This is a genomic window from Deinococcus sp. NW-56, from assembly GCF_002953415.1.
Lineage (GTDB): Bacteria > Deinococcota > Deinococci > Deinococcales > Deinococcaceae > Deinococcus.
Genome location: NZ_CP026516.1, coordinates 1,881,683 through 1,906,453 on the forward strand (window position 1 = coordinate 1,881,683; position 24,771 = coordinate 1,906,453).

Here is a 24,771-nt window from a genome sequence, read left to right on the forward strand (position 1 = left end):
TGCCGCTCCTGCCCCCGCCGCGCTACTAATGGCGGGATATGCGTGATGCCTTGTGGGCTGCCCTGAAGACCGTGAATGACCCGGAACTGCACCGCGACCTCGTGTCGCTGGGCATGATCGAGCGGGCGGAGGTCGAGGGCGGGGTGGCGCAGGTCAAGGTCAACCTGACCACGCCCGCCTGCCCGCTCAAGGGCCAGATCGAGGGCGACGTGCGCTCGGCCGTGCTCGGGGTACCGGGCATTCAGGATGTGATCGTGACCTTCGGCGCGATGGTCCGCACCGGGGGGCAGCCCGCGTTGCCGGGCGTCAAGCACGTGCTGCTGGTGGGCAGCGGCAAGGGCGGCGTGGGCAAGAGCAGCGTGGCGGTCAACCTCGCGGCGGCCCTCGCCCAGGACGGGGCGCGGGTGGGCCTGCTCGACGCCGACGTGTACGGCCCCAGCGTGGCGCACATGCTGGGCCGCACCCAGGAGCGCGTGACCGCCAACGCCGAGCGCAAGATGCAGCCCCTCGAAGCGCACGGCCTGCGGTTCCTGAGCATGGCGAACCTCTCCCCCGCGGGGCAGGCGCTCGTGTGGCGCGGGCCGATGCTGCACTCGGCCATCCAGCAGTTTCTCAAGGACGCGGCCTGGGGCGAACTCGACTACCTGATCGTGGACCTGCCGCCGGGCACGGGCGACGTGCAGCTCAGCCTGACCCAGACCATTCAGGTGACGGGCGCCGTGATCGTGACCACCCCGCAGGACGTGGCCCTGATTGACGCGGCGCGGGCGGTGGACATGTTCCGCAAGGCCAGCGTGCCCGTGCTGGGGGTGATCGAGAACATGAGCTACTTCGTGGCGCCCGACACTGGGCTGACCTACGACATCTTCGGGCGCGGCGGAGCGCAGAAGCTGGGCGGGTTGCCGCTGCTGGGCGAGGTGCCGCTCGACCTCGAAGTGCGCAAGGACGCCGACGCGGGCGCTCCCGCCGTGCTGGCGCACCCCGACTCGGCGGCGGCGCAGGCGCTGACCGGCGTGGCGCGGGCGCTGGCCGGGCGGGTCAGCGTGCAGGCCCTGTCGCAGTTGCCCGACCAGCTTCCGGTGGTCTGAGGTGACGGCCCTGGCCCCCCAGCCTGCGCCCGCGCCCGCCCCGGAGCGCACCAAACCCCGATTGCTGGAGCGGCTCAAACGCGCCGGGCCGCAGACGGTGCAGGACCTCGCGGCGAACCTCGGCATCAGCGTGCCGGGGGCGCGGCGGCACCTGCTCGACCTTCAGGAGCAGGGGCTGATCGAGGCCCGCACCGAGCGGCCCGGCGGGAGGGGGCGGCCCCAGCACGTCTTCGTGCTCACCGACCGGGGCGAGGCGACCTTTCCGAAAACGTACTCGGCGCTGTGCGTGGACGTGCTGCGGCACCTCCAGGCGCTCTACGGCGACGAGGCGGTGACGCAGGTGCTGGGCGCCCGCAGCGCGGAACTCACCGCGCAGGTGCAGGCCGCGCTGCCCGCTGAGCTGCCACTGGAGGAGCGGATCACCCGCTTCGCCGCGTGGCTGACCGAGCTGGGCTTCGACGCGGTGGCCGAACCCGGAGCGCGGGCGGGCGAGTGGCTGATCGTGGAACGCAACTGTCCCAACCTGACGGTGGCGCGGCAGTTCCCGGAGCTGTGCCACAGCGAGCTGCGACTCTTCACCGAGGTGCTGGGCGTGCCCGTGACCCGCGAGACGCGCATCGCCTGCGGGCAGGGCCAGTGCCGCTACCGGATCGGCCCCTGACCGTGACTGCCCCCGACCGGGCCACCGGCCAGCCCCTCTACAGCCTCGTCGCGTGGCCGCCCGAGGCGCTCGACACCTGGCTGCGGCGCACCCAGGAGCGGCTGGGCGTGCGCGGCTTCGGGGCGCCGCACCTGAACTTGCGGGCGCCCTTTCAGACCGACCTCACGCCGGGGGAACTCGTCGCGGCCTTTCGGGAGGCGCTGCGGGGGACCGCACCCTTCGAGGTTCCGGTGCGTGGCTGGAAGCGGCTGCCGCACATGGTCTTTCTAGAGTGCGTGCGGACCCCCCATCTCGCTGACCTGCACGCCCGCGCCCTGAGCGTGAGGCCGTCCACCCGCGCTCCCCACGACGGCGAGGGCTACACCCCGCACCTGACGCTGGGCCTGGGCATTCTGCCGCGTGTCGAGGGCCTGATCTGGGCCGAGGTGCAGCGGCTGACTCCTCCCGTCACCTCCTTCGGGGTGGAGGTCCTGAGCCTGACCCGCGAGGAGCGCGGCGAGGTGCAGGAGGTCCACACCTTTCCGCTGGGCGAGGGGGCCGAACTGCTCGCCCGCCTCACCGGGGAGGCGGGGCGGGCGGAGGTGCGGGGCGCGGAGGGTTAAACCAGCGTCGGGGCCGTCAGCATCGGGGCCAGCGCCGCCGCGAAGCGCTCGTACCCGGCGAAGTCGAGCTGCTGCTCGTTGTCCGAGAGCGCAGTGGAGGGGCTGGGATGGACCTCGACGTGGAGGCCGTCGGCGCCCACCGCCAGGGCCGCCTTCGCCAGCGGAATCAACAGGTCGCGGCGTCCGGCGGCGTGGGTCACGTCCACGATCACGGGCAGGTGCGTCTCCTGCTTGGCGAGGGCTACCGCCGAGAGGTCGAGTGTGTTGCGCGTCCACTTCTCGAAGGTGCGGATGCCGCGCTCGCAGAGAATCACCTCGGGGTTGCCCTCCGAGAGGATGTACTCGGCGGCGTAGAGCCATTCCTCAACCGTGGCCGCGAGGCCGCGCTTGAGCAGCACCGGGCGGCGGGCGCGGCCCACCTCGCGCAGCAGGGCGAAATTGTGCATGTTGCGCGCCCCGATCTGGAGAATGTCGGCGTGCTCGGCCACGACCTCCACGTCGCGGGTGTCCATCACCTCGGTCACGAACAGCATGCCGTGCTCGCGGGCGACCTGCCCGCCGATGAGGAGGCCGTCCACCCCCATCCCCTGAAAGCCGTAGGGACTCGTGCGGGGCTTGTACGCGCCGCCGCGCAGAACCTTGACGCCCCGGCCCGCCAGGAACGCGGCCGTCTCCTCCATCTGCCCCGCCGACTCGATGGAGCACGGCCCGGCGATGATGACCGGGGGCGCGTCCCCGCCGATCCGCACCCCGTCGATGTCGAGCACGGTGTCGGCAGGCTGCACCTTGCGCGAGACCAGCAGTTGCTTCTTGTCGTTGCTCTCCTCGAGGTCGAGGCTGGCCTTGAAAATCTCCTTGAAGATCGCCTTGACCGCCGCGTGCGAGAAGGGGCCGGGGTTGAGGCGCTCGAGTTCGCGCAGTTGCTGTTCCTCGCGGGCGGGGTCGTAGTGCTGCGGGCGGCCCTCGGCGGACTTGGCCCGCCCGATCTGCGCGACCACCTCGCCCCGGCGGGAGAGGAGGGTCAGGAGATCCCGGTTGATCGCGTCCACCTCCGCGCGGAGGTCGTCAATGCTGCGCTGGGGAGAGGTCATGCGGCCAGTGTAGGGGGGGGACCCCTGGGCCGTCCGTGACCCTGCTAGTCAATTCGGGGCGGACGTGTCCGGCGCGTTGACCATATGGACCGCTACCCGCGAAAGCGCCGCGTACAGTTCCCGCGCCTCGGCCTCCCCGATCTCGGGCGTTTCGCGCAGCGCCGCGTTCATGCAGGCGAGCCACGCCCGGCCCCGCGTCGGCGTGATCTCGAAGGGGAGGTGCCGCGCCCGCAGCCGGGGGTGCCCGTAGCGCTGGTGGTAGAGGGGCGGCCCACCCAGAAAGCCCGACAGGAAGGCAAACTGCTTTTCTGCCGTGTGCGTCAGGTCGTCGGGAAAGATCGGTGCGAGGTCGGGGTCGCGGGCGACGTGGGTGTAAAAGCGCCGCACCAGCGAGGCGAGCGCCTCTGGCCCGATGCGGTCGTAGAGGGAGCCGCCCTGGGTGATGGAGAGGGGTGCGGTCATGGGGGGAGGGTAGCGCGGGGCCAGGGACCAAAAGGAAAGGCGGGAGCCGCTTGCCCCCGCCCCCCTGCTTAACCGCTCAGCTCCACTGCCACACGGCCGGTTCGAACTCGTAGCTGCCGAGCAGCCGGAGGCCCTGACGGCGCAGGTGCCCAATCGCGTGGAAGGGGAAGTGGTAGCCCGTGACCCACAGCCCCTCCTCCACCGCCTCGTTGAAGATACGCTGGCGGGTGCGGGCGGCGAGCGGTCCGTCCGTGTCAAAGCCGATGTACGCGCCCCGGTGCCGCAGCGAGAGCAGGAAGTGCCCCGCCGCGTCCCCGAAGACCATCAGGCCCGCGTTGCCGCTCCCCGCCCGCACGCTGAGGTGCCCCAGGGTGTGCCCCGGCGTGGCGACGGCCGTAACGCCAGGGACGATTTCCGCGCCGGGCTGGATCAGCGTGAAGCGGTCGCGCAGGCCGATCAGCCCCGCCTGCACCGCCGCGTTGGGGCTCTGCTGGGTGGTCCAGAACTGGAACTCGGCCGAGCCCATCACGTGCCGGGCGCTGGGGAAGGTCGGCTGCCCATTTGTGGTCAGGCCACCGATATGGTCCCCGTGCCCGTGGGTGATGAACACGGTGTCGATGCTCGCCGGGTCGATTCCGGCCCGCCCCAGGTTGGCGACCAGTTGCCCGCCCGTCCCCCCGCGCCCGGTGTCGATCAGCACCCGCCGCCCGCCGACCTCCAGCACGACCGGATTGAAGTGGTTGACCGTGTTCGTGGCGGGAACGGAGTACTCGGCCAGGGTCGCAGCGAACTCGGCCTGACGGTCCGGGTTGGCCCCCCAGGTCGGCAGCACGGCGGCGAGGGGTGCGGTGCCGTCACTGACGACGGTGGCGGTCATGTCCCCGATGCGCTGGCGGTAGAAGCCGTTGCCATTGAGGGGTCCGGCGGGAGCCTGGGCAGGTGTCGCGGGGGCGGTCTGGGCGCGGACCAGCGGGGCGGCGGCAGTGACCAGCCCCGCCGCGCCCAGCAGGCGCAGGGTGTCGCGGCGGTTCAGGGGCCGGGCGGGGGCGTCGGACGGACGGCTCGAATCGCTCATAGGGCAACCTCCGGAGTGGGGTATGACCCTTTGACGTTAAACGGTCTCGCCCACCGAATGTGTAGGTTCTGCTGCGGAAGGCTGGGGAGTTCGCCCCAGCCCATACAGCCCCAGCCCCGCCCGCATCGCCGGGCCGCTCGCCAGCGCGAAGGCCAGGGTGCCCCAGCCCACCAGCCCACCCAGCAGCCACCCCAGCGCCAGCACGACCAGCTCAATCCCCCCGCGCACCCGCGCCACGTCCCAGCCCGTGCGGCGGCTGAGGCCCAGCACCAGCCCGTCACGCGGCCCGGCCCCCAACCCCGCCGCGACGTAGGTGCCCGTCGCCAGTCCCAACAGGCCGACGCCGAGGCCGAACTGCACCCAGCGGGCCAGGAAGCCGGAGGGGTCGGGCACCAGCGGCGCCAACAGGTCCAAGAAGAGGCCGATCACCAGCACGTTCAGCACGGTCCCCGGCCCGATCCGCTCGCGCAGGAAGAGCGCCGTGAACGCCACGATCCCCACGCCGGTCAGGATGCTGACCGTGCCCAGCGTCAGCGGGAGGTGCCGCGTCACCCCGAGGTGAAGGGCTTCCCACGGGGCCACGCCCACCCGCGCGTCCACCATCAGCCGCAGGGCGAGGCCGTACAGGGCCAGGCCAAAGACCAGCAGGCCGTAGCGCCCCGGCGTGGGCAGGCGCGTGGCGGCGGCGAGGGGCGCGGGGCGGGGCATGGGGGCGAAGGTAGCACCCGGCTCCCACCCGGCCCAAGGCGAGTCGGGCGCAGAGCCTCGCTTAACCCTCCCCTGCGTCCCCCGCCCCAGGGGACACAATCGGAGAGACGGAGGTTTCGCCTATGGACTCGCAGATCAACGACCGCTTCGAGGACACCCTCAGCCAGCACGACCGGCTGGAAGCCCTGGCCGACACGTTGCAGCCCAAGGTGCGCGAGCTGCTGGACGCCCTGCCCGACTCGGTGGAGGCCGTGCTGCACGGGGAGCCGCTGGGCCACCCCCTCCACCCCATCCTGATTCACCTGCCGCTGGGAGGGTGGATCGTGGCGGGACTGCTGGACTTCCTGCCGGGAGGCTCGCCGGAGAACGAGGCCGCCGCCGACCGGGCGCTGCTGCTGGGCACGGTGGGTTCGGTGGCCGCCATCGCCGCCGGGTGGACCGACTGGGCGAACACGCGCGGCGAGGCGCGGCGCACCGGCCTGATTCACGGCACGGTGAACGAGGTGGCCTTCCTCCTCAACGTGGCCTCGCTGCTGGCCCGCAAGCGCCACAAGCGGCGGCTGGGCAAGGTGCTGTCGGGCACGGCGCTGGGGCTGGCGGGGCTGGGGGGCTTCCTGGGTGGACAGCTCGTCTACCGCCACGGCCTCGGCGTGGGCAAGACGCTGGCGCACCCGCAAGGCTGAGGCGGGGGACCGGGCCAAGGCAGAGGGGGCACCGCACTGGATTGCCCCTCCTCCCGCATTCCGGGTGAACCGTGCCTTCAGCCTGGGCGGACTTGTCAGGCGGCGCAGCACGGCGGGCAGGCACCGGGCAGGGGCCGGGACAGCGCCGCTTCGGTCACCGAGTGGACGGCGACCCGATTACTCCTCGCGGGACCGCACCGGAAAGGCCGGGTGAATTCGCAGCACCCGCGTCAGCGCGACCACCCACGCCAGCGAGAACAGCGCCCCGCCCAGCACGTCGGTCGGGTAGTGAACGCCGATATACACGCGCGACCACATCATTCCCAGCACGTACAGGCCACCCAGAATCAGCGCCGGAACCCGCCAGCGCGTCGGCCACAGCAGCACCAGCAGCGAGGTCGCCAGCGCCGAGGCGAACATCGCGTGCCCGCTGGGAAAGGAATAGTCGGGTTCAGGAAGGATCGGGGTCCAGAAGGCGGGCCGGGGCCGGTCGAAGACGTTTTTGAGCAGCACGTTGATCAGCGCCACGCCGCCCAGGCCCAGAGCCAAGAAGTACCCCAGCCGGTGCCGCAGCCGGTAGAAGAGAAAGACCAGCACCAGCGTCACGGGCACCATGCCCCGCGCACTCCCCAGCAGTGAGAAGGTGGCGGCCACGTGGTCGAGCAGAGGCGACTGCCCCGCGTGCAGCGCGCGCATCAGCGGTTCCTCGAAGGCAAAGGGCTCCTTGTCGAAGACGTCCTCCGCGATGGAGACGAAGATCAGCAGGGGCACCAGCAGCCCGAAAAACAGCAGCAGCAGCCTGCGCCAGTGCGCCCGGACAAAGGCGAGAAGGTGTCTCAGGGGGCCAGAGGTGGAAGGGGCCGGGGTCATGAATCCGCCCACGCTACCCTCCCCCGCTCGGCAGCGGGTCCAGGCAGCAGTGGGCAAGTGTTCATCCCCGCCAGGCGGGCACTGCCGCACCGTCCCGGCCCCGGTCCCCTACACTGTCCGGGTTGCCGCGCCTGCGCGGAGTCAAGGAGGACACTGTGGGACTCGCCATCGGAATCGTCGGGCTGCCGAACGTCGGCAAAAGCACCCTGTTTAACGCCATCACGCGGGCCGGAGCGCTCGCCGCCAACTACCCCTTCGCCACCATCGAACCCAACGTGGGCCGGGTGACCGTGCCCGACGAGCGCCTCGCCGCCCTGAGCAAGGTCTTTACCAAGGGCGACCGGGTGCCGCCCATCATCCCCACCTTTGTCGAGTTCGTGGACATCGCCGGGCTGGTCAAGGGGGCCAGTCAGGGCGAGGGCCTGGGCAACCAGTTCCTGGCGAACATCCGCGAGGTGGACGCCATCGCCCACGTCGTGCGCTGCTTCGAGGACGGCAACGTGGTCCACGTGGCCGGGAAGGTCGATCCCATTGACGATATCGAGACGATCAACACCGAGCTGATCCTCGCCGACCTCGCCGGGCTGGAAAAGCGGCTGGCGAACCTCCAGAAAAAGGCCAAGGGCGGCGACAAGGAGGCCCGCGAGCAGGCCGAACTCGCCGAGCAGATTCTGGCCGTGCTGGGCGAGGGGAAACCCGCCCGCGCGGGCCGCTACGAGGGCAGGATTCCCAAGGAATTCGGCCTGATCACCACCAAGCCCGTGATCTACGTGGCGAATGTGGGCGAGGACGACCTGGGGGAGGACAACGCGTACGTGCAGCAGGTGCGCGAATACGCTGCCCGCGAGGGGGCCTCGGTCGTCAAAATCAGCGCCCAGATCGAGGGCGAACTCGCCGAGATGCCGGAGGACGAGGCCCGCGAGTTCCTGGCTGACCTCGGCGTGGAGGAAAGCGGCCTCGACCAGCTCGTCAAAGTCGGGTACGAGACGCTGGGCCTGATCACCTTCATCACTTCCGGCGAAAAGGAAGTGCGGGCCTGGACCATCCGCCGGGGGGAGAAGGCGCCCGAAGCTGCCGGGGAGATTCACTCCGACCTCGAACGCGGCTTTATCCGCGCCGAGGTCATCGAGTGGCAGAAGATGGTCGAGGCGGGCGGCTGGGCGAATGCCAAGAGCAAGGGCTGGGTCCGCACCGAGGGCAAGGAGTACGTGATGCAGGACGGCGACATCATGAACGTGCTGCACAACATGTAAACCGAACGGCCAGCACGAGGCGGAAGGGCACTGGGGGGTCCCAGCCTTCCGCCTCGTGCGTTCGGCCCTCCGTCCTCTCTGCGCTACAGTGCTTCCCCCATGACGACCCCCTCCCCCACCCCCAGTCCCGAGGCGCCCCAGGGCGTCACCCTCGTCGTCACCGAACTCGTGCGGCCCGCGCGGGTGGCGGACTACGAGGCGTGGGCGCGGGAGCTGCACGGGCGGCTGGGGCAGCAGCCCGGCTTCGTGGGAGTTCACGTCCTGCGGGGCGAGAGCGGCGGCACGCCGGAATACATGACGCTGCTGCGCTTCGCCTCGCCGGAAGCGCTCGCGGCGTGGCGGGAGTCGGAAGCCTACCGCTCGGCCCTGGCCCGGCTGCCCGAGTTCACGGCGGGCGAGGTGGACTACCGCGAGTCGGTGGGGCTGGAGGCGTGGTTCGACCGCCCCACCCGCACGACCGGAGCCCCGCCCCTCTGGAAAAACGTGCTGGTGGGCTTCGTGGGGGTCTACCCGCTGATTCTGCTGTTCACGTGGCTCTCGCACCCGCTGGTGCAGGGCTGGCCGTGGTGGGCGGCGATTCTGCCGTCGGCGTTTCTGGCGACCGTCTTCCTGAACTGGCCGGTGCTGCCGCTGCTCTCGCGGGGGCTGCGCGGATGGCTGTATCCCCGGAGGTAAGCCGACATAGAAAAGGCCCCAGCGTTCTGCCGGGGCCTTCCTGCGTTCCGGGGTCAGTCCGCCGGGACCGCCACCACGTCGGGCGAGTCCTCTCCGGCGGGCAATTGGCGGCGCACCTCGCGCATGGCGCTGTGGATGACGCCCAGAGCGAGGCTCATGGTGAGCATGGAGGAAAAGCCGTAGCTCACCAGGGGAAGCGGCACCCCGGTCACCGGAAAGAGGCCCGCCGCGACCGCCAGATTCACGAAGGCCTGCCCCACCACCATGAACATCGCGCCCGTGGCGAGGATGGTCGCGCCGTGGATCTCGGGGGTCATGGGGCGCACGCGGGTGGCGAGCTGCGAGACTTGCAAGGCAGTGGCCACGATGAGCCAGTAGGCGAAAAAGAGCATCGCCACGCCCAGCAGCCCGGTGGAGTAGCCCACCGTCGCCACGATCAGGTCGGTGTCGTCGGCAAAGTACGAGTAGCGTGGCCCATCCGGACCCTGCCCCCACAGCCCGCCGAAGTTGAGGTCGCGGTGGGCCTTGCCGATCTGATCCAGGCCCACCTCCGCCGTCTCCTCACGGTTCACGTGGCCGAAAAAGCGTTCGAGGATATAGGGGTGCGTCTCCAGATACTTGTTGAGGAAGGGCAGGCTCAGCAGCCCCAGCGCCAGCACGAAGCCGCTGATGTTGGTGATGCGGACCCCGGCGGCGTACATCAGGATGATGCCGAGGCCAAAGGTCAGCACCGAGGTGCCCAGGTCGGGTTCCAGAATGATCAGCAGCGTCGTGAAGACGATCATCCCTGTGGCGCTGATCAGCTTGTTCTGCACGCCCCGCCGCGAGAAAAAGGACGCCAGTTGCAGCACCAGCCCCAGCTTGGCGAGTTCGGACGGCTGAAAGCGAATCGGTCCGAACTCCAGCCAGCGCTTGACCCCCTCGCTGCCCGCCGCCCCCTGCCCGATAAAGAGGGTCAGCACCAACAGCACCAGCGTGAAGCCCCAGAAATAGGGGGCCAGCTTCAGGAAGAAGCGGGGCCGCAGCCGCGCCACCAGAAAGGTCGCCGCGAGCGCGATCAGCGCCTTGACCCCGTGGTCCAGAATCTTTTCCGGGGAGGCCGTCGCCACCCCGATCAGCCCCAGCGTCAGCAAGATGACCTGCGCCATCACGAGTTGCAGACTCATGCCTGTCCCTCCGGCTGGGCCGCCCCCGCTAGTTCACGGGCCACCCGCGCGAAGGTCAGGCCCCGCTCGCGGTAGTCGCGGAAGCTGTCAAAGCTGGTGCCCACGGGCGCGAGCAGCACGGTGCCAGACCCGCCGGGACCGCCCAGCGCCGCGAGTCCCGCCGCCGCCGCCGCCCGCAGGGTGGCCTCGCCCGTCTCGCCCCGCACGACCTCATAGGGAAGGTCCAGCCCACGGGCGAGCGCCTCGCCGTCTTCCCCGAAGGCGATCACGCGGGTGACCCGGCCCCGCGCCGCCTCCCGCAGGGGAGCGAGGTCGGCCCCCTTGTCGCGCCCGCCTACCAACCACGCGACGGGCGGCACCGAGCGTTCCAGCGCGGCCTGCACCGCGAGCGTCCGGGTGGCGATGGAGTCGTCCACGAAGCGGACGTTGCCCACGCGGGCGACCGTCTCGAAGCGTCCGGCGACGGGCTGGGCGGCCCGCAGCGAGTCGGCCAGCGCGGGCGCGTCCACCGGGCGGCCCAGCCGCGAGAGCAGCGCCTCGGCAGCGAGGAGGGCGGCGGCGGCGTTGGCGGGGTGCAGGCCCTCGGGCAGCTCGGAGGCGGCCAGCACCTCCCGCCCGTCCGCGAGGCTCAGGCGCCCAGGGGTGAAGGGCCGCACCTGCGCCCGCGCCGGCACGTCCAGCCCCGCCGGGACGACGAGCACGTCCTCCCCCGTCTGCCCTGCCGTGATGTTCCGCTTGGCCGCGTGGTAGGCCTCCACCGTGCGGTGGCGGTCGAGGTGGTCCACGCCGAGGTTGGTGATCACCGCGACAGGCAGGCGCAGGCCAGGCACCCGCTCCAGTTGAAAGCTCGACAGCTCGACCACCGCGACCTCGGCGTCGTCCACCACGTCGAGGAGAGGAGGGTCGATGTTGCCGCCCTCACGGGCGCCGACCCCCTGGCCGCGCAGCAAGTGGGCGATCAGCACCGTCGTGCCACCCTTGCCCGCCGTGCCCGTCACGCCCACCATCGGCAGTGTGGGGCGGGCGCGGGCCGCCAGCACGACTTCCCCGATGACCTCCGCCCCGCGCTCCGCGAGCGCGAGGAGGTCGGGATGGTCGATGGGCACCCCCGGTGCGGCGACCACCGTGTCGTAGGTGCCCGCCACGTCCCCCCGCCTGAAGCTCAGTTCACCCATCAGGGCCTCGTCCTCGGCCCCCGGCCGGGCGTCGTGCCACTCGGCCTGCCGCCCCTCACGGCCCAGAAACCGGGCCACGCCGCGCCCGCTGCGGCCCAGCCCGTAGATCAAGATTCGTTCGCCGCCCCCACTCCGTCCCCCGCGCTCCGTCACGCCCTTACCATAGGACAGCCGGTGACATGGAGGGGTGAATCCCACGGCCTCAGCGCAGCACGGGCAGGGCGTCTTCCTCCGGCTGGGGCACGGCGGGCGGCGTCACGCTCAGGCCCGCCTCCTCCCCTGCCCAGGTCATAAAGGCCGCGAGGCCCCGGCGGAACATCGGCGGGCGCTTCTCGCGCTTGCCCAGTTTGCGGACCTTGCCGCTCGGCCCCGGCTCGGGGGCGGGGAGTTCGGGCACCAGCGCCCAGTTCACGTTCATGGGCTGGAAGCCCTTGGGGTTGGCGGAGGCGAGGTAGCGCGTCAGGCCCCCCAGCATGGACTCGGCGGGTGGCGTCAGCGGCGCGAGGCCCAGCGCGAGCCGCGCCGCGTTCGTGCCCGCCAGCCACCCCGTCGCGGCGGATTCCAGATACCCCTCGGTGCCCGCGAGCACCCCCGCGACGAACTTCTTCCCGTCGGCCCGAAGCTGGAGGGTCGAGTCCAGCACCTCCGGGGCGCAGAGATACGTGTTGCGGTGCATCACCCCGTAGCGGACGATCTCGGCGTTTTCCAGGCCGGGGATAAGCTGGACGACCGCCTTCTGATCCCCCCACTTCAGGCCGGTCTGGAAGCCGACGAGCGACCACATCCGGCCCTCGCGGTCCTCCTGGCGCAGCTGGGCGACCGCGTAGGGCCAGCGCCCGGTGCGGGGGTCATCCAGGCCCTTGGGCGACATCGGGCCAAAGCGCGGGGTGTCCACCCCCCGGCGGGCGATCTCCTCGATGGGCATGCAGCCCTCGAAGAATTCGAGCTTTTCCCAGTCGTGGGGGGTGTGGGCACGGGCCTGCTCCAGCGCCCCGAAAAAGCGCAGGTACTCCTCCTTGGTGAAGGGGCAGTTGATGTAGTCCGCGCTCTGCTCGTAGCGCCCGGCCCGCCACGCCACGCCCAGGTTGATGCTGTCAAAGGCGATCACGGGCGCGGCGGCGTCGTAGAAGCTCAGGCGCTCGCTGCCGGTCAGGCGCATCAGGTCGGCGGCGAGGGCGTCCGAGGTCAGCGGCCCGGTGGCGATCACCGCGATGCCTTCCGGGACAGCCTCAATCTCACCGGGCACGACCTCGATGAGGGGGTGCCCGCGCACCGCCTGGGTCACGCGGGCGCTGAACTCGTCGCGGTCCACGGCGAGGGCGTTGCCTGCCGGAACGCGGCTCTGGTCGGCCGCCCCCACGATGGCTCCGCCCACCGAGCGCAGTTCGGCTTGCAGGAGTCCTTTGGCCTGCATCTCGCCCTCGCCGCCCAGCGACGTGGAGCAGACGAGTTCGGCGAAGTTGCCGGTGCGGTGCGCGGGGGTCATCTTGACCGGGCGCATCTCGAACAGGCGCACCCGCACGCCGAGGCGGGCCGCCGCGAGTGCGGCCTCCGAGCCCGCGAGCCCGGCGCCGACGACGGTGATGGTGGGGGAAGAAGCGGTCATCGGGGCGCAGTGTAGGCGAGCGGGCCTCGCGGCGCGGTGCGCGGCGGCAACATTCAGCGCTCCGGCGTGCCCCCCACCGCCGCTTTGACCCGCGAGAGCCCCTCGTACAGCAGCGTCCGCAGGGCCGCGAGGCGGTCAGACGGCAGCGGCAGCGTCATGTCAAAGCGCGTCTCCCCGGCGGGCACGCTGACGGCCTCCACCCCGCCCGAGGCGATCAGGCGAGTCGCCCGGCGGGAGTGGCTGGGAGAAGTCACCACGAGGACCCGCCGCCACCCCCGCTCGCGGGCGAGGTCGCGGACACGGGCGGCCTCGTCGCGGGTGGTCGTCACGCGGCGCAGGGTGACGATCTCCGGGCCGCCCTGCGGGTACAGGGCGCGGATGTGGGCGCGTTGGAGGTCGCTCTGGCGGGGGCAGCTCGTCGGGCCGAGGAGGTCAGACTGCTCCGAGACGGTGAGCCGGGGCGCGTACCCGGCCCGCCACAGCTCCAGCCCGCGCACCAGCCGCGCGAGGCTGTGGGGGTCCAGCGTGCCCGTCCCGCACTGCACCCCCGCTCCCAGCACCACGACCGCGTCGGCGCGGACGGGGGGCTGCGAGAGCACCAGCCCGGCAAGGGGAGCGCGGAGCACCGGGGTCAGCAGGCACGCGGCAAAGACGGCGGCCACGACGCCCGACCCCACCCGCAGCCCCCGCCGCGACGGGGCGAAAGCTCCCGCCACCCCACCCCCCAGCACCAGCGCGAGCAGCAGCGGGACCGTGCCGCGAATCTCACCCAGGTAGGCGGCCAGGACCGCCAGGGCCGCGCCGATGGCCGCTCCCTCCAGCACCCCCCGCCCGCGCTCAGTCGCCATGCGCCTCCGGGACCGGGTCGAGCTGCACCCGCATCCGGGGATAGGCCACCTCCAGGCCCGCCGCGTCCAGGGCGGCGCGGGCAGCCTCCAGCACGCGCATCCGGGTCACGGGGTAGCTCGCTACCTCCTCCGCGTCGATCCAGAAGCGCAGCAGCAGCCGCACCCGGCTCTCCTCCAGTTCCTGCACGAGGACCACGGGTGGAGGGTCGTCGAGCACGCCGGGAAAGGTCTGGAGAACGGGCATCAACACCGCCCGCGCCCGCTCCACGCCACCCTCGTAGGCGACGCCCAGCGGGATGTTGAGCCGCAGCCGCCCGCCCACCGTCAGGTTCTCGACGACCGCGCCCGCCACGTCCTTGTTGGGGATGCTGACGTACTCGCCGTCGCGGGTGCGCAGCCGGGTGGTCCGCAGGGTCAGGCTGGCGACCTGGCCCTCGTGGTTCTCGGTGCGGATCCAGTCCCCGATGCGGAAGGGGCGGTCGAGCAGCAGCGTGACCCCGCTGATCAGGTTGGCGAGGATGTCCTGCGCGGCGAAGCCCACCGCCAGCCCCGCCACCCCCAGGCCGCCCAGGATGGGCAGCAGGTCGATGCCGAACTGCGCCGACACGAGGTACACGCCCAGCAGCACCCACACCGCCCGCGTGAGGTTGCGGGCCAGCAGCCGCAGGCTGGCGTCGAGGTCGAGGCGGTCGGCCTCCACCCGCAACAGGTGCGACACCACGCTCCAGCCCACGAACAGCAGCAGCAGCAGCAGGTAGGTCCGGAAGACCGGGCGGCTCCAGTTCGACAGTCCCGGAAACAGCGCCCCCACCGACAGCACCACCAGCAGCCCGAAGGTCAGGCGCAGCACCGTGCGGACGAGGTGCCCGGCCGTCGCCTGCGCGTCCGTCCGGACCAGCCGCCGCACCAGGACCTGCCCCGCCCGCGACGCCAGCCGGAAGACCAGGGCGTAGACCAGCACCAGGCCCAGGGCGATCAAGGCGTTCGCGCCGTAGGCGGCCAGCGCCCGCTCCACCTCGCGCCAGGTGTCCAGCAGCGCCGCCCACAGCGCGTCCAACCCCAGCAATTGCGAGGTGTTCACGTCGCCGGTCATGGGGGGAGTGTACCGGGCCAGGGAAAACCGCCGGGGACCACCGCCCCCGGACCCCCTCCCTATACTCCCGGCCATGACCCGCCGACCCGCCCTCCTCGCCGCACTCGCCCTGGCCGCCGCGCTGCTGGCCGTCGCGCTGGCGCTGACCTCGCGCTCCGGCACCCCAGCCGAGAGCAGCCCGGAGGTGCGCTTTGTGCGTGAGATGACCCAGCACCACGCGCAGGCGGTGGACATGGCGACCCGCTTGCGCGAGCGCACCGACGACCGCACCCTGCGTTCGCTGACCCTCGACATCGTGCTCTCGCAGCAGGAGCAGATCGGGCAGATGCGCGGCTGGCTGACCCTCTGGGGCCTGCCGTGGGGCGGCGAGGGCATGAGCGCCGAACACGCCCGCATGATGGGCATGGCGACCCCGGAGGAGCTGAACCAGATTGACACCCTGCCCGTGCGTGACGCCGAGGCCCATTTCCTGCGGCTGATGATTCGCCACCACCAGGGGGCGCTGGCGATGGTGGAACCCGCCCTCGGGGACGGGATTCGCCCGGAGGTCCGTACCCTCGCCCGGCAGATTCAGGCGGCCCAGGGCGGCGAGATTCGCCTGATGGAAGACCTGCTGCGCCAGCGCGGGGAGTCCCTGCCGCCCCCACCCGAAGCGGCTGAAGGCGGGGGGCACGAGGGGCACTGAGGGCCAGACGGGACGGACGCGGAGGTAACTTTCCCGCGTCCGTCTCCCCTTTTCCCTACTCGTCGTCCCAGCTCAGCTCATCCAGCCCCGACCCCCGTCCCTCCCGGCGTTCCTTGCGGCGGGCCTGCTTGCCCGACTTCTTCTTGGGGCGGGGAGGAAGCTGCAACTCGTAGGTGCGCGTGGGATCACAGGGGGCGGGCTGCTCGCCCAATCGCTCGCCGGGGTCGGCGGTGCGGAGGTTGCCCGCCGGGTGCAGGTGCCGCCCCGCGCAGTAGGGGCACTCGTCCACGACCCAGAACATCAGCCGGGTGCCGGGCAGGTCGCGCAGCGTCACGGAGGCGGGCCGGGGGCCTTGGCGGTCGCGTTTGCCCATAGGGGGTCAGGCTAGAGGAGGTGGGACGGGGGGAATGTGGGGGAAGGCGCGTGGCCCGCGACCACAACCTCCACACTTTCTCCCGCTCGGTCTATCCGGCGACCTTGCAAGTTCACTCGGAGGTTTCAGGTGCACACGTCAACCTCGTGCACCAGAGGCCGTATCCGGCTGCGCACCCGGCGGCTGACCCAGTCCAGCGCTGTACCACAGCATGACGGCGCCGGCGACCACGGCTCCCACCGCAGGGGCTGCTTCCCATCCCAGGGCGAACAGGCTGGCGAACAGCGCGGCCGTGCCCACCATCATGAACGCGAGCTGCCGGAACACCGCTGCGCCAAACGCCTGAGCAAACGGATAGAAGTGTGCGCCAACAGCGAACACCACCCACAGCACCACCAGCGGCGCCTGGCCTGCCAGCGTCAGCAGCCGGGCACCCACCGATAGAGCCAGCACCATCAGCAGCACGCTCACCTGATAGGTACGCCAACTCGCCGCGTCTGGTCGCCGGGGGGCCGGGAGCGCCCCCGGTCGGCGCAGCCGCGAGAGCGTCAGGACGAAGGCAAGCACGCCCAGACCGCGCAGGCTCCAGGCCAGGGCGCTGGGAAAGACACCCACATTGAACAGAATGAAGCAGAGCCCACCAAAGGCACCCAGCATGGCTCCCAAAACGTGACCTGGCATCCCTCAGGGTACCGGACTGGCCGTGAGGACGGCGTGCCCGGATCGCCACGTCACTGCGGGGAACCGATGCCGGACACCTGCTCGGGGAACAAGTCTAGGGCCTACGCCTCCCCCTCCGTGTCGTCGCGCAGGTACGTCACCACCGAGCGGCAGTGGGTCAGGCCCGCGTGGGCGTACAGGGCACGGGCGGGGCGGGCGTGGTCGTGGGCGCGGGCGCGGAGGTGGCGCAGTTCGGGGGAGGCGGCGGCCTCGGCGGCGGCCAGCGCCAGCAGCACCCGGCCCAGCCGCTGGCCACGCTCGGCGGGGTGCACGGCGAGGTAGGTCAGGTCGGCCCGCGAGGCTTCGGGGTTCAGTTCCAGCTCGGCGAAGCCCACAGGCTGCCCGCCGCGCGTCAGGACCACCAGCCGCACGTCGTCGCGGGCAAAATGGGCCTGCAAGTCGGCGTCGGTCCAGTCGAGGCGCTCGGACCAACCGTCCTCGGCGGCGCGGTACAGGGCGCGGTAGGCGGCGGGCGTGAGGTGGTCGGTCGCCGCGTAACCCTCCGGCACGCGGGCCTGCCGGGCGAGGTCAGGCACCCGCGCCGTATAGAAATCGGTGGTGTGCATGGGCGTGAAGCTGCACGCCTCCAGAGCCTCCCGCGCGGCGAGGTTGTCGCGGGCGGCAAAGGCGTACACCGGCAGCCCGTCGGCCCGCTCCACCGCCCGCGCGAGCAGGCCGTGCAGCTCGCCGCTCCCCAGTGGGCCTTCCAGCACCAAGCCGTCACGGAAGGGGGCGAGGCCGCAGTAGGCCTCCACCGCCCCGTCGAGGCCCTCGGCCACCAGACACACCCGGTCCTCGCACTCGCCGCGCAGCTCATGCTCGTCGCGGGCGTCGGGCGCGAAGACCTCGCGCTCGGGGGCGTCGTCCATCCAGGTCAGCAGGGCCAGGACGTCGGGGGCATCGGTCGCTTGCATGGGGCGAATCATGGAAAGACCTCCGGGGGGCAGAAGACGGGGGGCCGGGACCGGACGGTGGAGATGACGCTCAGCCTAGAAAGTGGCGCCGCTCACGTCTGCCCGGCCCCTCACCCCGCGCCCCGGCCCGCGCGTGCTATGCTCCGGCTATGCCCTGAAGCAGGGTACGACGCCTTCCTTCCCCACCAACACGCCAGACGTGTGGACGGGGATTTTTTCGTTTTGGGGGGCGCAGAGGTCAGGCCCCTGACTCTGGAAGGCTGACGGGAGGTTGCCCCCATGACCAAATCCCCCGACTCCAAATCGCGCTCCCAGACGGGAGGAACCGACCTGCTCTCCCTGCGTGCCCAGCTCGCCCGCGCGGAAAAGGCCGCCCGCCGCGCCCCGACGCCGCCCCCCGCCCGGCCCGAGAACCTGCGCCTCAAACCCGTTAAGCCCCAGCGGGAGGTGGACCTGGCCGGAGTAGACACCAGCGAGCACAGCCTCTCGCGTGCCCACGCCCGGCTGCGCGACGCCGTGTATGACGGCAAGTATCACCTCTGCCCCCACGCCATCGGGCACGCCCGCGCCGAGGGGTTTCTGGAACACGACATCATTCAGGTACTTGTGGCCGGGCGGGTGCGGGCCGTGTACCCGGAGGACCGCCGCTGGCTGGTGTGCGGCTATTTCGAGGCTTGCGGGGTGGCCCTGCCGCTGCACGTGGTGGTGGAACACGCCCACGACGGCTACCTCGACGTGGTGACCGCCTTCGTGCCCAAGCAGCCGCACCACATCATCTCCCGCGCCCGCCTCGCCGTGATGCTGCGCTACGACGACGAGAGAATCCGGACGCGCACGGCGACGCCGGGGAACAAGCCGGGCAACCGCAGCAAGGGGAAGTGGAAGAAGGGGGCGTAGGTCAGGCAGGCAGGAGGCTGGCGAGATCAGGAACAGCCGCGAACGCCCCCAAGGCCAGCGCCCTTTCTCGCAGGCGCGGATGTGGGTGAATGAGGATCGCCCGCAGGCCCACCGCCACCGCGCCGCACACGTCATGACTGGGGGAGTCGCCGATATATACGGCCTCCTCCGGTTTCACGTTCATGCTGTCCAGCAGGGCATGAAATGGGCGGGGGTCCGGCTTGAGGGCACCGACCTCTCCTGCCACCACGACCGCTTCAAAGGGGCCGTCCGGGAAGCAGGCCGAGAGCCTGCATCGCTGGCTGGGACCATCGTAAGCATTGGTCAGGAGGCCCAGGCGCAGGCCACGGGCGTGCAAAGCGGTCAGCAACTCCACCGCTCCGGGTGAGGACACCGTTTCCCGCAGCAGGGCGGCGGCAAAGTGCGCCAGATGGTCATCCGTGCAGCTCACGCCGTAGGCTGCCAGCGTCCGGGTGAGCCGCTCGTGATCCATCCGGAGGGGGTCACTCTCCCCCGCTTCCACCCGCGCATGAAAGGCCATGATCTCGTTCACCGCGCACTGGACGAACTCACCCTGCGGGACATGCGCACAGGCAAGTTGCCGGAGCGCCTCCAGCGCGGCCGTGTCTGCCGTGACGTAGTCGGTCAGTGTGCCGTCAAAATCAAAGAGGACAGCCCGCACATCGGAGGGGGGGGTCACGGCTGGGAGTGTATGGGAGCCGCCCCACTTGGTGACGAAGGTTTCTGCGTTCCTCCTCTCCCCTGCTACCCTCTCCCCCGTGACCCGCCTCGGCCTCTCGGACACCATCGCCGCCATCGCCACCGCTCCCGGCCACGCGGGGGTGGGCATCGTGCGGGTGAGTGGACCGGACGCCCTGCGGGTGGCCGACGGTCTCTTCCAGGGGCGCGGGCAGCCCAGCCGCACGCGGGGCGGGCGCTTCCTGTATGGGGAATTCGTGGCGGAGGGGGGCGAACGGCTGGACGACGGCCTGTGCCTCGTCTTCCGGGGGCCGCATTCGTACACGGGCGAGGACGTGGCCGAGTTCCAGACACACGGCAGCCCGGCGGTGCTCTCGCGGCTGCTCGCGCGGGCGCTGGACCTCGGGGCACGGCCCGCCCGACCCGGTGAATTCACCCTGCGGGCCTACCTCGCCGGGCGGCTCGATCTGGCGCAGGCCGAGGCGGTGCTGGACCTCGTGAACGCGGGCACCGACACCGCGCGGCGGCAGGCGGCGCTGGGGCTGTCGGGAGCGCTCGGGGACCGGGTGGACCGCATCGCGGCGGCTCTGACCCAGACCCTGGCCGCGATTCAGGCGATGCTGGACTACCCCGAAGAGGGCGTGCCCGAGGAGGAACGAGCCGCGCCGCTCGCGCAGGCCGAGGCCGACCTCGCCGCCCTCGTCGCCACGGCCCGCGCCGGGCAGGTCGCCACGCGGGGGGCACGGCTGGCGCTGATCGGGCGCCCCAACGCGGGCAAGAGCAGCCTGCTGAACGCCCTGCTGGGCTACGAGCGCTCCATCGTGACGCCCATTCCCGGCACCACCCGCGACTATCTGGAGGCGCAACTCTCGCTGGCCGGAGTGCCCGTGACCCTGGTGGACACGGCGGGCCTGCGCGAGACGGCCGACGAGGTGGAGGCCGCGGGCGTGCGTCAGGCGGTCAGCCTCGCGCAGGGGGCCGACCTCGTGCTGGCGCTGGAGGACGGCAGTCTGCCCCGCGAGGCACTGCCGGTGGACCTGCCGCCGGGGGCACGGGTGATCCGCGTGCGAACGAAGGCCGACCTGCCTGCCGCCTGGGAGGACGCCGGAGCACTGGCGGTGAGCGCCGTGACGGGCGCGGGCCTGCCCGAATTGCGGGAGGCCATCCACGCTGCCCTCCTCGGGGACGCGGCGCGGGGCGAGGCGTGGCTCACCACCGAGCGCCAGGCCGACGCCGCCCGGCGGGCGCTGGCGCACATCCAGGCCGCCCGAACTCTCCCCGACGACCTCGCCGGATATGAGCTGGAAGAGGCGTTGCGGGCGCTGGCCGAACTCACGGGCCGCGACGTGTCGGAAGACGTGGTGGACGCGGTGTTCCGGAACTTCTGCGTGGGGAAGTAGCCCCACCGCAGAACACCCGGCGCTCAGGCCGGGTGCTGGGGGACTGGACGCTCAGTCCTGCTCGGTGTCCTCGGAGGTCTCGTCGCCGGGGATGGTGCTGGCGGGGTCGCTGGCGATCATGCTGCCCTGCGAGGCCACGTCCTGCTTGTCCAGGCCGCGTTCCTCGAACTCGTCGGCGTTGCGGGCCTCGGCGCGGGCCTCCTTGAGGGCGTCGCGGCGCTCGTCGGTGCGGCCCATGAACTGGAGGTCCACGTTGCTGATCTCGCCTTCCGTCTGGGGCACGTCGTTGGTACGGTCATCAGGTCCGGTCATGGAGTTACGCTAGCAGGGCACTTACGGGCGCGGGCTGAGGCTCCCTTTAGCGATTCAGGCCCCCAACCGCAGCACGCTCTGGTTGCCGCGCAGCACGAACACCAGCACGCCCACCTCCGCCAGAATCCCGGCGCGGCGTTCCAGATCGCGTACGGTGTCGGGCGCACCGACCCACTGGCGGCGGGGGTTCTCGCCGGGTTCGAGGTAGAAGCCCTCCGGAATGGCGACGATGGCGACCCGGCTGGCACTCGCCCGCGCCTTCATCGCCTGCTCGACGAGTTCGGGAGGCGCTTTCTGGGTCAGCACGATCAGGTTGCCCCCCGCGCGGATGGGCGGAATGACGAGGGGCGTGCCCACCACGCGGGGGTCCTGGGGTTCCAGCCGCGCCAGCAGCCGCAGCGCCGCCCGCAGCGCCTCCGGAGTCCGCCCGCCCGGCGTGGCCCCGGCGGGAGTCGCCACGCTGACGGGGAGGTCCAACGCCAACGCCTCCTGAATCAGACTGCTCGCCAGCCGCACGGCGCTGTTCACGTACACGTCGGTGCCGGAGGTGTCCACGAAGACGGTCAGGCTGCTCGCGGCCGTGCGGTCGAGTTCGCGCACGGTGAGGTCGCCGCTGCGGGCCGAGAGCCGCCAGTGCACCCGGCCCGGCGGGTCACCCGACACGTAGGGCCGCGCTCCGCGCAAGCTGATGGGGTCTTCGAGGCCCAGCGTGCGCGAGAGCTGGCCCTCGCTGAGCAGGGGGCGCAGCAGGTCGGGCAGCACCAGCCCGTGCGTGCCGGGATAGACCTCGATGCCAGCGGGCACGTTCAGCGGCACCGAGCGCCAGAACAACCCCAGCGGATCGGCCCAGCGCAGGGTGCCGCCCGGCCACGCGTACTCGCCCCGGCGGTTGAGCAGCAGCGAGCCGTCGAGTTCGGTCACCGTCTGCCCCAGCGTCAGCCCGCCCGCCGTGAGCACCTCGCTGGACACCACCGAGAGGGGCGTGGGGTCTTCCACCATGACGCGCAGGGGCCGCCGGGTGTCGATCTCGATGCGGACCCGGTAAGGCACGCGCGTGCCCTCGAAGCCCTGACCGGGGAACTCGCGGGTCAGCCGGACGGTGGGCGGCTTGCGTCCCAGGAACCACGCCAGCGCCACGCCCAGCCCCAGCGCGGCGAGCACCAGCCCCAGCGCCGCGAGGTTCAGACCGCCCCCGCCGCCTGGGCCGGATCCGCCGGGACCGGCTCGGCCCGCAGCACGTCCGCGACGACGCTCTCGGGGGGCGTTCCGGCCAGCCGCGCCTCGATCCGCAGGCTGAGGCGGTGGGCGAGGACCGCCGGGGCCGCCGCCTTGATGTCGTCGGGCACCACGAAGGCCCGGCCGTCGAGCGCCGCGAGTGCCTGCGCCACCCCTTGCAGGGCGAGGCTGGCGCGGGGACCGCCGCCCAGCGCGACCTGCGGGTGCGAACGGGTGCGGGCGGTCAGGGCCGCCGCGTAGCGCCGCAGCTCGTCCGACACGCGCACCGCCTTGACTGCCGCCCGCGCTGCGAGGAGGTCTTCCGGCGTGCTCACCGACCCCAGCGTGTCGATGGGGTGCGCTCCCTGGAGGCGGCCCAGCATCTGCACCTCCTCCTCCAAGGAGGGATAGCCTACCGACAGCTTGAGCAGGAAGCGGTCGAGCTGCGCTTCGGGCAATCGGTAGGTGCCCTCGTGCTCGACCGGGTTCTGGGTGGCGATCACCACGAAGGGCTGCGGCAGGCGGTGGGTCACGCCGGACTCGGTGACCTGCCCCTCCCCCATCGCCTCCAGCAGCGCCGACTGGGTCTTGGGGGTCGCGCGGTTGATCTCGTCGGCGAGCAGCAGGCCGGTGAAGATCGGGCCGGGCACGAACTCGAAGGTCCCGGTCGCCGGGCGGTACACGCTGACCCCGGTCACGTCGCTGGGCAGCAGGTCGGGCGTGAACTGCACCCGGCGGAAGGTCAGGCCCAGGCTGGCGGCGAGGGCACGGGCTAGCATCGTCTTGCCGGTGCCGGGCGCGTCTTCGAGCAGGATGTGCCCCCCAGTCAGAATCCCGGCGAGGGTCAGACTGGTGACCCCCTCCTTGCCCACGAGGACGCGGGCCACGTTGTCTCCCACAGCGCGGGCGAATCTTCCCACGGCGGCGAGGTCGGCGGGCGGGGTCGGCAGGTCAGCGTGGGTCATGGGGTCTCCTGGGAGGATGCTGTGTGGATGGCGGAATCGGTGGGGGCGTCGGGCAAGTTCAGCGGGCGGTACTCGGCGCTGAGGGCGGCGATGTCACGGGCGGCGGCTTCGGCCCGGTCGGCATCCTCGTCGGTCACGCGGCCGCCGTAGCGCACCGGGGCGTAGGCAGTGACCAGCGTGCCCAGCGGGGCGGCGAGGTCGGGGAGGTTCAGGCTGGCGCGGGCCGCATGCTCGGCGGGCGTCTCGGAGGGGCCGCGCCCCAGTCCTGCCGTGCCCAGCGCCGCCTGCGCCGAGCGGTAGGCCAGCCGGACCCGGTGCAGGGCTTCGGGGTGGGCGGTGGGGGCGGCACCGTCCTCGCCCTTCTCGCCGTCGTCCCCCTCCTCCTCGGGAGAGCGGCGCAGCTTCCAGGCCAGAAACAGGATGGCGATGGAGAGGAAGACGGCGGACGCGAAGGCAATGCGGTTGAACCAGGAAGCAAACGCCAAGCCCCAACCCGGCGCGGACTCGCCCGTCGTCTCTCCCGTTCCCATTCCACCCTCTCCTGCGGGTGCAGACGGCGCCGCCCCCGGCCCACCCGAGCTGCCAGCCGTCATGCCGTAGAACAGCAGCATGGCCCCGAGCAGCAGCATTCCGGCCACCGCCGCGACCTCCCACCAGTGGAGGCGGCGCGGCCCGTCCACCACGCGCTTGGGCAGTCGCCACAGCAGGAAGATCACCGACATGAGGAGCAGCATCCCGCCCAGCAGCACGAGGTCGGCACCGGGAAGCTGCACGCCCGTCTGCACGGCCTCGGCCGGGAGGGGTCCGCTGGGTGCGCGTTTCCGCACGACCGTTCCTTCCGAGATGGACTCCGAACTGCCCACCGGAGCTGCCCCCTGCTGCTCGGTCGCCGCCCCCCCCTCCAGCGAGAACGTGGGCTGAGGCTGCGGTCCCAGCGCCAGCGTGCCCAGCGCGAGCAGACCCGCGAGCACGCCACCGATCAGCGCCGCATTCCACACGGCGCGGCCTGATCCCGTCAGGCGGCGGGCGGGGCGCTCCTCGCGCCCGGTGGACCCCAGGGCACACAGCAGCAGCGCGAGCAGGCCCAGCCCCAGCCCCGCCGGGAGACCGAACACGGGACTGGGGGCCAGGCCCAGCACCCCCGGCAGCAGCAGCAGGGCGAGCCACACGGCCCCCGCGGGGCGGCCCACTTCCAGATGACTCAGGCCGATGTGCAGCAGCGCCGCCGTCAGCACCACCGGCAGGAAGAGGGCGGCGTAGGCCAGAATCGCGCCGATCGCGTTGCCACCCCCGTCCCCCACCCCGGCCAGCAACGGCAGCGCGGTGAGGCACGCGGCTGACAGCAGCAGCGGCACTCGCACAATCTCGGCGGCCTGGTCAAGGCGGATCAGCAGCAGCACCCCGAAAAAGGCCAGCACCCCCCACCACGGCAGCCACGAGGCCGCCACGAAGGGCGCGGCGAGCAGCAGCCACGAGCGGTCGAGGCGCAGGGGCCGCCGGGCGGGAGGAACAGGAAGAGTCGTCATTCGGAGAGC

At 71.7% G+C, this 24,771-nt stretch carries 27 protein-coding genes; 9 read left to right on the top strand and 18 right to left on the bottom strand.

Translation table 11 applies throughout. From position 1 onward, the window contains the following. Positions 1 to 38: 38 nt before the first annotated feature. Genes C3K08_RS09440 through C3K08_RS09450 form a run of 3 tightly spaced genes read left to right on the top strand, consistent with a single transcriptional unit; the run spans position 39 to position 2,351 of the window. Positions 39 to 1,088, top strand: coding sequence for an Mrp/NBP35 family ATP-binding protein (locus C3K08_RS09440; protein WP_104991078.1), 1,050 nt, complete (start codon positions 39 to 41; stop codon positions 1,086 to 1,088). A 1-nt stretch (position 1,089) separates the two neighbouring features. Then, a complete protein-coding gene (locus tag C3K08_RS09445; RefSeq protein ID WP_104991079.1) occupies positions 1,090 to 1,749 on the top strand; it encodes a metalloregulator ArsR/SmtB family transcription factor in 660 nt (219 codons plus the stop codon). A gap of 2 nt (positions 1,750 to 1,751) precedes the next feature. Further along, positions 1,752 to 2,351 carry a 2'-5' RNA ligase family protein gene (locus tag C3K08_RS09450; RefSeq protein WP_234009044.1) on the top strand — a complete coding sequence of 200 codons (600 nt, stop codon included), beginning with the start codon at positions 1,752 to 1,754 and terminating at the stop codon, positions 2,349 to 2,351. Here C3K08_RS09450 and C3K08_RS09455 read toward each other — a convergent pair. The 4 genes from C3K08_RS09455 to C3K08_RS09470 all read right to left on the bottom strand — a co-directional run bounded on the left by C3K08_RS09455 (position 2,348) and on the right by C3K08_RS09470 (position 5,687). After that, positions 2,348 to 3,442, bottom strand: coding sequence for a bifunctional 3-deoxy-7-phosphoheptulonate synthase/chorismate mutase (locus C3K08_RS09455; protein ID WP_104991080.1), 1,095 nt, complete (start codon positions 3,440 to 3,442; stop codon positions 2,348 to 2,350). The two genes, C3K08_RS09450 and C3K08_RS09455, sit on opposite strands and share 4 nt — an antisense overlap. Before the next feature lie 48 nt (positions 3,443 to 3,490). Beyond that, on the bottom strand, positions 3,491 to 3,904 hold the full coding sequence (locus C3K08_RS09460; RefSeq protein WP_104991081.1) for a globin: 414 nt from the start codon (positions 3,902 to 3,904) through the stop codon (positions 3,491 to 3,493). Between the two features lie 76 nt (positions 3,905 to 3,980). Next, entirely contained in the window at positions 3,981 to 4,979 is a 999-nt protein-coding gene (locus C3K08_RS09465; protein ID WP_104991082.1) for an MBL fold metallo-hydrolase, read from the bottom strand. A gap of 36 nt (positions 4,980 to 5,015) precedes the next feature. After that, complete coding sequence (locus C3K08_RS09470; protein WP_104991083.1) at positions 5,016 to 5,687, bottom strand: YitT family protein; 672 nt, start codon at positions 5,685 to 5,687, stop codon at positions 5,016 to 5,018. A 122-nt stretch (positions 5,688 to 5,809) separates the two neighbouring features. Here C3K08_RS09470 and C3K08_RS09475 point away from each other — a divergent pair, with 122 nt between their 5' ends. Further along, positions 5,810 to 6,370, top strand: a complete 561-nt coding sequence (locus C3K08_RS09475; protein WP_104991084.1) for a DUF2231 domain-containing protein — start codon at positions 5,810 to 5,812, stop codon at positions 6,368 to 6,370. Between the two features lie 177 nt (positions 6,371 to 6,547). Here the strand turns inward: C3K08_RS09475 and C3K08_RS09480 are convergent, their stop codons facing one another. Continuing rightward, positions 6,548 to 7,240: a phosphatase PAP2 family protein gene (locus C3K08_RS09480; protein WP_104991085.1), complete on the bottom strand. Its 693-nt coding sequence runs from the start codon at positions 7,238 to 7,240 to the stop codon at positions 6,548 to 6,550. A gap of 155 nt (positions 7,241 to 7,395) precedes the next feature. On the opposite strand from C3K08_RS09480, the gene ychF reads away from it, so the two are divergent. Further along, positions 7,396 to 8,493: a redox-regulated ATPase YchF gene (ychF, locus tag C3K08_RS09485; protein WP_104992012.1), complete on the top strand. Its 1,098-nt coding sequence runs from the start codon at positions 7,396 to 7,398 to the stop codon at positions 8,491 to 8,493. A 99-nt stretch (positions 8,494 to 8,592) separates the two neighbouring features. After that, positions 8,593 to 9,168 (top strand): antibiotic biosynthesis monooxygenase, encoded by a 576-nt coding sequence (locus tag C3K08_RS09490; RefSeq protein WP_104991086.1) that lies wholly within the window; start codon positions 8,593 to 8,595, stop codon positions 9,166 to 9,168. Between the two features lie 53 nt (positions 9,169 to 9,221). Here C3K08_RS09490 and C3K08_RS09495 read toward each other — a convergent pair whose 3' ends face one another. Genes C3K08_RS09495 through C3K08_RS09515 form a run of 5 tightly spaced genes read right to left on the bottom strand, consistent with a single transcriptional unit; the run spans position 9,222 to position 15,056 of the window. Then, positions 9,222 to 10,334 (bottom strand): FtsW/RodA/SpoVE family cell cycle protein, encoded by a 1,113-nt coding sequence (locus C3K08_RS09495; protein ID WP_104991087.1) that lies wholly within the window; start codon positions 10,332 to 10,334, stop codon positions 9,222 to 9,224. After that, the gene (gene murD, locus C3K08_RS09500) at positions 10,331 to 11,662 is read right to left on the bottom strand and encodes a UDP-N-acetylmuramoyl-L-alanine--D-glutamate ligase (RefSeq protein WP_234009045.1); all 1,332 of its coding nucleotides are present in this window, start codon (positions 11,660 to 11,662) and stop codon (positions 10,331 to 10,333) included. Before murD ends, C3K08_RS09495 begins: the two co-directional genes overlap by 4 nt. A gap of 49 nt (positions 11,663 to 11,711) precedes the next feature. After that, positions 11,712 to 13,115: a methylenetetrahydrofolate--tRNA-(uracil(54)-C(5))-methyltransferase (FADH(2)-oxidizing) TrmFO gene (gene trmFO, locus C3K08_RS09505; RefSeq protein ID WP_104991088.1), complete on the bottom strand. Its 1,404-nt coding sequence runs from the start codon at positions 13,113 to 13,115 to the stop codon at positions 11,712 to 11,714. A 53-nt stretch (positions 13,116 to 13,168) separates the two neighbouring features. Next, positions 13,169 to 13,963, bottom strand: a complete 795-nt coding sequence (locus C3K08_RS09510; protein WP_104991089.1) for a YdcF family protein — start codon at positions 13,961 to 13,963, stop codon at positions 13,169 to 13,171. Continuing rightward, the gene (locus C3K08_RS09515) at positions 13,953 to 15,056 is read right to left on the bottom strand and encodes a mechanosensitive ion channel family protein (protein ID WP_104991090.1); all 1,104 of its coding nucleotides are present in this window, start codon (positions 15,054 to 15,056) and stop codon (positions 13,953 to 13,955) included. Before C3K08_RS09515 ends, C3K08_RS09510 begins: the two co-directional genes overlap by 11 nt. 73 nt (positions 15,057 to 15,129) lie before the next feature. Here C3K08_RS09515 and C3K08_RS09520 point away from each other — a divergent pair, with 73 nt between their 5' ends. Next, positions 15,130 to 15,741 carry a DUF305 domain-containing protein gene (locus C3K08_RS09520; RefSeq protein WP_104991091.1) on the top strand — a complete coding sequence of 204 codons (612 nt, stop codon included), beginning with the start codon at positions 15,130 to 15,132 and terminating at the stop codon, positions 15,739 to 15,741. A 55-nt stretch (positions 15,742 to 15,796) separates the two neighbouring features. Here the strand turns inward: C3K08_RS09520 and C3K08_RS09525 are convergent, their stop codons facing one another. The 3 genes from C3K08_RS09525 to C3K08_RS09535 form a co-directional block, all read right to left on the bottom strand. After that, on the bottom strand, positions 15,797 to 16,114 hold the full coding sequence (locus C3K08_RS09525; protein ID WP_104991092.1) for a hypothetical protein: 318 nt from the start codon (positions 16,112 to 16,114) through the stop codon (positions 15,797 to 15,799). Positions 16,115 to 16,252: 138 nt separating this feature from the next. Next, positions 16,253 to 16,729 carry a hypothetical protein gene (locus C3K08_RS09530; protein ID WP_158679904.1) on the bottom strand — a complete coding sequence of 159 codons (477 nt, stop codon included), beginning with the start codon at positions 16,727 to 16,729 and terminating at the stop codon, positions 16,253 to 16,255. Positions 16,730 to 16,896: 167 nt separating this feature from the next. Continuing rightward, a complete protein-coding gene (locus C3K08_RS09535; RefSeq protein WP_104991094.1) occupies positions 16,897 to 17,760 on the bottom strand; it encodes a GNAT family N-acetyltransferase in 864 nt (287 codons plus the stop codon). 267 nt (positions 17,761 to 18,027) lie between these two features. Between C3K08_RS09535 and C3K08_RS09540 the strand changes: the two genes are divergently transcribed. Further along, on the top strand, positions 18,028 to 18,645 hold the full coding sequence (locus C3K08_RS09540; RefSeq protein WP_104991095.1) for a DUF4258 domain-containing protein: 618 nt from the start codon (positions 18,028 to 18,030) through the stop codon (positions 18,643 to 18,645). A gap of 1 nt (position 18,646) precedes the next feature. Here C3K08_RS09540 and C3K08_RS09545 read toward each other — a convergent pair whose 3' ends face one another. Beyond that, positions 18,647 to 19,345, bottom strand: a complete 699-nt coding sequence (locus C3K08_RS09545) for an HAD family hydrolase (protein ID WP_158679905.1) — start codon at positions 19,343 to 19,345, stop codon at positions 18,647 to 18,649. Positions 19,346 to 19,424: 79 nt separating this feature from the next. Between C3K08_RS09545 and mnmE the strand changes: the two genes are divergently transcribed. Then, positions 19,425 to 20,744: a tRNA uridine-5-carboxymethylaminomethyl(34) synthesis GTPase MnmE gene (mnmE, locus tag C3K08_RS09550; RefSeq protein ID WP_104991096.1), complete on the top strand. Its 1,320-nt coding sequence runs from the start codon at positions 19,425 to 19,427 to the stop codon at positions 20,742 to 20,744. Positions 20,745 to 20,795: 51 nt separating this feature from the next. Here mnmE and C3K08_RS09555 read toward each other — a convergent pair whose 3' ends face one another. The 4 genes from C3K08_RS09555 to C3K08_RS09570 are packed head-to-tail and all read right to left on the bottom strand — an operon-like array spanning position 20,796 to position 24,762. Beyond that, positions 20,796 to 21,056, bottom strand: a complete 261-nt coding sequence (locus tag C3K08_RS09555; RefSeq protein WP_104991097.1) for an M-like protein — start codon at positions 21,054 to 21,056, stop codon at positions 20,796 to 20,798. Between the two features lie 54 nt (positions 21,057 to 21,110). Continuing rightward, a complete protein-coding gene (locus tag C3K08_RS09560; protein WP_234009046.1) occupies positions 21,111 to 22,217 on the bottom strand; it encodes a DUF58 domain-containing protein in 1,107 nt (368 codons plus the stop codon). A 20-nt stretch (positions 22,218 to 22,237) separates the two neighbouring features. After that, complete coding sequence (locus tag C3K08_RS09565) at positions 22,238 to 23,236, bottom strand: MoxR family ATPase (protein ID WP_104991099.1); 999 nt, start codon at positions 23,234 to 23,236, stop codon at positions 22,238 to 22,240. Next, entirely contained in the window at positions 23,233 to 24,762 is a 1,530-nt protein-coding gene (locus C3K08_RS09570; protein ID WP_104991100.1) for a DUF4129 domain-containing protein, read from the bottom strand. Before C3K08_RS09570 ends, C3K08_RS09565 begins: the two co-directional genes overlap by 4 nt. Between the last annotated feature and the right edge of the window lie 9 nt (positions 24,763 to 24,771).

Coding starts and splice junctions, on each gene's coding strand:
- C3K08_RS09440 (WP_104991078.1), top strand. CDS start 39: ATGCGTGATGCCTTGTGGGCTGCCCTGAAGACCGTGAATGACCCGGAA.
- C3K08_RS09455 (WP_104991080.1), bottom strand. CDS start 3,442: ATGACCTCTCCCCAGCGCAGCATTGACGACCTCCGCGCGGAGGTGGAC.
- C3K08_RS09460 (WP_104991081.1), bottom strand. CDS start 3,904: ATGACCGCACCCCTCTCCATCACCCAGGGCGGCTCCCTCTACGACCGC.
- C3K08_RS09465 (WP_104991082.1), bottom strand. CDS start 4,979: ATGAGCGATTCGAGCCGTCCGTCCGACGCCCCCGCCCGGCCCCTGAAC.
- C3K08_RS09470 (WP_104991083.1), bottom strand. CDS start 5,687: ATGCCCCGCCCCGCGCCCCTCGCCGCCGCCACGCGCCTGCCCACGCCG.
- C3K08_RS09475 (WP_104991084.1), top strand. CDS start 5,810: ATGGACTCGCAGATCAACGACCGCTTCGAGGACACCCTCAGCCAGCAC.
- C3K08_RS09480 (WP_104991085.1), bottom strand. CDS start 7,240: ATGACCCCGGCCCCTTCCACCTCTGGCCCCCTGAGACACCTTCTCGCC.
- C3K08_RS09490 (WP_104991086.1), top strand. CDS start 8,593: ATGACGACCCCCTCCCCCACCCCCAGTCCCGAGGCGCCCCAGGGCGTC.
- C3K08_RS09495 (WP_104991087.1), bottom strand. CDS start 10,334: ATGAGTCTGCAACTCGTGATGGCGCAGGTCATCTTGCTGACGCTGGGG.
- trmFO (WP_104991088.1), bottom strand. CDS start 13,115: ATGACCGCTTCTTCCCCCACCATCACCGTCGTCGGCGCCGGGCTCGCG.
- C3K08_RS09510 (WP_104991089.1), bottom strand. CDS start 13,963: ATGGCGACTGAGCGCGGGCGGGGGGTGCTGGAGGGAGCGGCCATCGGC.
- C3K08_RS09515 (WP_104991090.1), bottom strand. CDS start 15,056: ATGACCGGCGACGTGAACACCTCGCAATTGCTGGGGTTGGACGCGCTG.
- C3K08_RS09520 (WP_104991091.1), top strand. CDS start 15,130: ATGACCCGCCGACCCGCCCTCCTCGCCGCACTCGCCCTGGCCGCCGCG.
- C3K08_RS09525 (WP_104991092.1), bottom strand. CDS start 16,114: ATGGGCAAACGCGACCGCCAAGGCCCCCGGCCCGCCTCCGTGACGCTG.
- C3K08_RS09535 (WP_104991094.1), bottom strand. CDS start 17,760: ATGATTCGCCCCATGCAAGCGACCGATGCCCCCGACGTCCTGGCCCTG.
- C3K08_RS09540 (WP_104991095.1), top strand. CDS start 18,028: ATGACCAAATCCCCCGACTCCAAATCGCGCTCCCAGACGGGAGGAACC.
- C3K08_RS09555 (WP_104991097.1), bottom strand. CDS start 21,056: ATGACCGGACCTGATGACCGTACCAACGACGTGCCCCAGACGGAAGGC.
- C3K08_RS09565 (WP_104991099.1), bottom strand. CDS start 23,236: ATGACCCACGCTGACCTGCCGACCCCGCCCGCCGACCTCGCCGCCGTG.
- C3K08_RS09570 (WP_104991100.1), bottom strand. CDS start 24,762: ATGACGACTCTTCCTGTTCCTCCCGCCCGGCGGCCCCTGCGCCTCGAC.